The following is a 4,307-nucleotide window of genomic DNA, read 5'->3' as shown; positions in this document are numbered from 1 at the left end:
ATCCGTGGGCCGCCGCAATGGGCCATCCTTGGCCCAGTGCGGCTAACCCGGCGTCCTGCCGGGTTACCCACGGATTCAAGCCTGCGTTCGGCCAGCGTGGTTAACGGGGCCTGTCAGATCAAGATCAACAGCAGATCAAAATCAAAAGCAGAGCACGGCGGCCTGACAGCCGGCCTGAGTGGTTGAAGCAAAAGCAGGGCAAAAGCACAGCAACAGCACTTTTACCGGATGAAATGAGATCCAAATGTGGGAGCGGGCTTGCTCGCGAATGCGGTGGGTCAGTCAGCTCATCTGTCACTGATGCGCCGCCTTCGCGAGCAAGCCCGCTCCCACAATGTTGACCGAGTTCAGTTGCCAGCACCGCAGTGCTCTGCTTTTCTGTGGGAGCTGGCTTGTCGGACCGCCGAACCGCTGCGATGCAGACACCTCGGTACATCAGGCAAACCCAGTCGCAGACCCCATGCCAGCTCCCAGATTGACCCAATACAGTCCGAAGAGCAGCCCACCCTCTGCCTGATGTACCCAGTTCCAAATGTGGGAGCGGGCTTGCTCGCGAATGCGGTGTGCCAGTCACCCACTCCATCAACTGACACACCACTTCGCTTGTGCTTTTGATCTAACCACTCAGGCCGCCGTGCTTTGCTTTTGACTGTGATCTGTTTTTGATTTTGATCTTAGGCGCCCCGTTAACCACGCTGGCCGAACGCAGGCTTTGGAGCGTGGGTAACCCGGCAGGACGCCGGGTTAGCCGCGATGGGCCAAGGATGGCCCATGGCGGCGGCCCACGGTCCAAAGCCTTCGTTCTGGCACACCGAGCCTAGGCGAGGTGCCGAGTGGTGGGGTGTACGGGACAACCACAGCACTCAACCCGTAAAAAATGTGTAGATACCAATGGCCACCGCAGGCAATCCAGCTCCCACTGTTTGATTGTATTCGGCCGTTAGAAAGTCAGCTGCTCTCGCGCACCTGCAACTCAAACCCCATGTCCACCACCGGCTTGGCAATTTTGTTGCCCGCCATGATCGTCAACAAATGCTCCGCCGCGCGCCGCCCAATCGCTTCACGCGGTGTGCTGATGCTGCTCAAGCGCGGCACCATGAAGGATGACGCCGGCAAATCGTTAAAGCCCAGCACCGCCACGCGCTCCGGTACTTTGATGCCGTGGCGCATGGCTTCCAGCAGCGCGCCCTGGGCCAGGTCGTCGTTGCCAAAGAAAATCGCATCCACGTCCGGGTGCGCCGCCAGCAGTTGCAAAAACAGCTCGCCACCCAGGCCGACGGAGGAGGGGCGTGGCGTCAGCAGTTCCAGCGCCGGGTCGTACAGGCCAGCCTGTTGCAGGGCGCGGCGGAAGCCTTCACCGCGCAGTAACGTGCGTTGGTCCAGCTGCGCACCGATATAGGCCAGGCGCTTGCGCCCTCGGGACAGCAAATGCGCCGCTGCCGTTTCGCCAGCACTCAGTTGCGAAAACCCCACGCAGTTCACGCCGGCGTTAGGGTCCAGGTCCATCATGTACACACACGGCACATTGCTGGCCTCGACCATCCGTCGCGCGCTTTCGGTGCGGTCAAAGCCGGTCAGCAGCAAACCCCGTGGCTGGTAGGCCATGTAGTTGCGCAGCAGGTTTTCTTCTTCATCGCGCGAATAGTGCGAGTTGCCGATCAGCACTTCGAAGCCCTTGGGCCGCAGCACTTGGTGGATGGCTTCGAGGGTTTCGATAAACAGCAGGTTCGACAACGACGGCACCAGCACCACCACCGAGTGGCTTTGCGCCGACGCCAGGGCGCGGGCAGCCGGGTTGACCACGTAGTTGAGTTCGGCGGCGGCCAGTTGCACTTTTTCCACCAGTTCGGTGGCCACCGTGCTGATGCCGCGCAGGGCTCGGGAGGCGGTAATCGGGCTGACGCCAGCCAGGCGCGCCACTTCATTGAGGGTCGGGCGACCGGTTGTGCGGGTATTTTTATCGTTCTTGGAGGTCATCAGGCGGTTGCCAAACAAAAATCGAGGCACTAAGGTAGCGCTGTCTCCAAACGGCTGCAAATGCTTGAACATTGGGTTGCCTGATCCGCTCTGTTCTTGTGTAGGTCGTTTGGCGAGGATGCACGCGTCACTCCATAAAAAAAGACAAGTCGGCGCGGGAAAAGCCTGTTTTTGCACTAGCCTTACAGCGTGCGAAGGTAGCGCTATCTGCGTCCTGAGGTGTTTCATGAGTCAACCTGTTACCGCCCTGGTCATCATGGGTGTTTCCGGCTGTGGCAAGTCCAGCGTCAGCGAAGCCTTGTGCCACCTGAACGGCGCCACCGCCATTGAAGGCGACAGCTTTCACCCTGCCGCGAACATCGAAAAGATGAGCGCCGGCCACCCCCTCAACGACGACGACCGCGCCGGCTGGCTCGACATCCTCTGCGATGAACTGCGCCGCGCACTGAAGGCCGGCGAACACCCCGTGCTCACCTGTTCAGCCCTCAAGAAAAAATACCGCGACCACCTGCGCGAAGCCGCGCCGGGCCTGGGCTTTGTATTTCTGGAGCTGACCCGTGAAGTCGCCGCCGACCGCGTGTCCCATCGCCCCGGCCATTTCATGCCGGCAAGCCTCATCGACAGCCAGTTCGCCACCCTTGAATCGCCCGTGGGCGAGCCGCTGACCCTGGCGCTCAACGCCAGCGAAGACAGCATCCAGGACCTGGCCGAGCAAACCAATGCCTGGTGGCTGCAACACGGCTTTGAACCAACTCACTGATTTTTTGCCGGAAAGGTAGCGCTATCCCCGGCGAGAAATTCAATACCCGCTTTAATAACAACAACAAACAGGAGAGACCCCCCATGTTTGGCATGTCCCAAGAGTCCTACCTGCTGCTAGACGCAGTGGTCACTATCATCGGGCTGATCTTTTTGATCACCAAGTTCAAGGTGCACCCGTTCATTGCACTGATCATCGCGGCCGGCTTCCTCGGCCTGACCTCGGGCATGCCCGTGGACAAGATCATCAAGGCCTTCCAGGACGGCTTCGGCGGTGTGCTTGGCTTTGTCGGCATCATCCTCGCGCTGGGCACGATGCTCGGCAAAATGATGGCTGAATCCGGCGGCGCCGATCAGATTGCACAAACCTTGATCCGCGCCTTCGGCAAAGAGAAAGTCCAGTGGGCGATGATGTTCGCCGCGTTCCTGGTGGGCATCCCGCTGTTCTTCGAGATCGGCTTTGTGCTGCTGATCCCGCTGGTGTTTATCGTCGCGCGCCGCACGGGCGTGTCGTTGATCAAAATCGGCATCCCGTTGCTCGCCGGCCTGTCGGCAGTGCACGGCCTGGTGCCACCGCACCCGGGCCCGCTGCTGGCCATCGGCGTGTTCGGCGCGGACATCGGCAAGACCATCCTGTACGGCCTGATCGTTGCCCTGCCGACCGCCATCATTGCCGGTCCGATCTTCGGCACGTTTATCGCCAAGTACATCCCGGGCAACCCGTCCCAGGAACTGGTCGACCAACTGGCCCGCGAGCCTGCGTCCAAAGACTTGCCGAGCTTCAGCATCACCTTGATCACCGTGCTGCTGCCGGTGTTCCTGATGCTGCTCAAAACCTTCGCTGACGTCGCACTGCCGGACGGCCACGCGATCCGTAACTGGATGGACATGATCGGTCACCCGATCACCGCGTTGCTGCTGGCGCTGCTGCTGTCGCTGTACACCTTTGGCCATCGCCAGGGCATTCATTCCAAGCAAATCCTCAAGTTGCTCGACGCCAGCCTGGCACCGACGGCGGCGATCATCCTGATCATTGGTGCCGGCGGTGGTTTCAAGCAAATGCTGGTCACCAGCGGCGTGGGTGATGTGATTGGCCATATGGCCGTGAATGCGCAGATCAACCCGATCCTGCTGGCGTGGCTGGTGGCGGCGGTGATTCGGGTGGCCACCGGTTCTGCGACCGTGGCGACCATTACCGGTGCGGGGATTGTGGTGCCGGTGGTGGGCATGATTCCAGGCGTGAACCGTGAGCTGCTGGTGTTGGCGACGGGGGCGGGGTCGTTGGTGTTGTCTCACGTCAACGATGCAGGGTTCTGGCTGGTGAAGCAGTACTTCAACATGACCGTGGCCGAGACCTTCAAGACCTGGACGGCGATGGAAACCATCCTGTCGGTGGTGGCGCTGATCTTTATCATGTTGCTGTCGTTGATGGTGTAAGCAACACCACACGACATGGGTGAAAACCCAATCCAAATGTGGGAGGGGGCTTGCTCCCGATTGCTGAGTGTCAGTCACTGCATCTGGTGACTGACCCACTGCTATCGGGGGCCAGCCCCCTCCCACATTTTTTT

3 protein-coding genes are annotated in these 4,307 nt (G+C 60.3%); 2 read left to right on the top strand and 1 reads right to left on the bottom strand.

What is annotated here, in order from left to right; all coding sequences use genetic code 11:
• Positions 1–948: 948 nt before the first annotated feature.
• Positions 949–1,980 carry a LacI family DNA-binding transcriptional regulator gene (locus tag A7D21_RS33720; protein WP_162232032.1) on the bottom strand — a complete coding sequence of 344 codons (1,032 nt, stop codon included), beginning with the start codon at positions 1,978–1,980 and terminating at the stop codon, positions 949–951.
• A gap of 223 nt (positions 1,981–2,203) precedes the next feature.
• Between A7D21_RS33720 and A7D21_RS33715 the strand changes: the two genes are divergently transcribed.
• Both A7D21_RS33715 and A7D21_RS33710 read left to right on the top strand, forming a co-directional pair.
• Positions 2,204–2,737, top strand: a complete 534-nt coding sequence (locus tag A7D21_RS33715; RefSeq protein ID WP_053257670.1) for a gluconokinase — start codon at positions 2,204–2,206, stop codon at positions 2,735–2,737.
• Between the two features lie 83 nt (positions 2,738–2,820).
• Entirely contained in the window at positions 2,821–4,173 is a 1,353-nt protein-coding gene (locus tag A7D21_RS33710; protein WP_069553828.1) for a GntP family permease, read from the top strand.
• Positions 4,174–4,307: the final 134 nt, after the last annotated feature.

The sequence above is a fragment of the Pseudomonas sp. AP19 genome (assembly GCF_001728855.1).
Classification (GTDB): Bacteria; Pseudomonadota; Gammaproteobacteria; order Pseudomonadales; family Pseudomonadaceae; genus Aquipseudomonas; species Aquipseudomonas fluorescens.
Note: the sequence above shows the minus strand (reverse complement) of the source record. Positions and strands in the feature narration are given on the sequence as shown.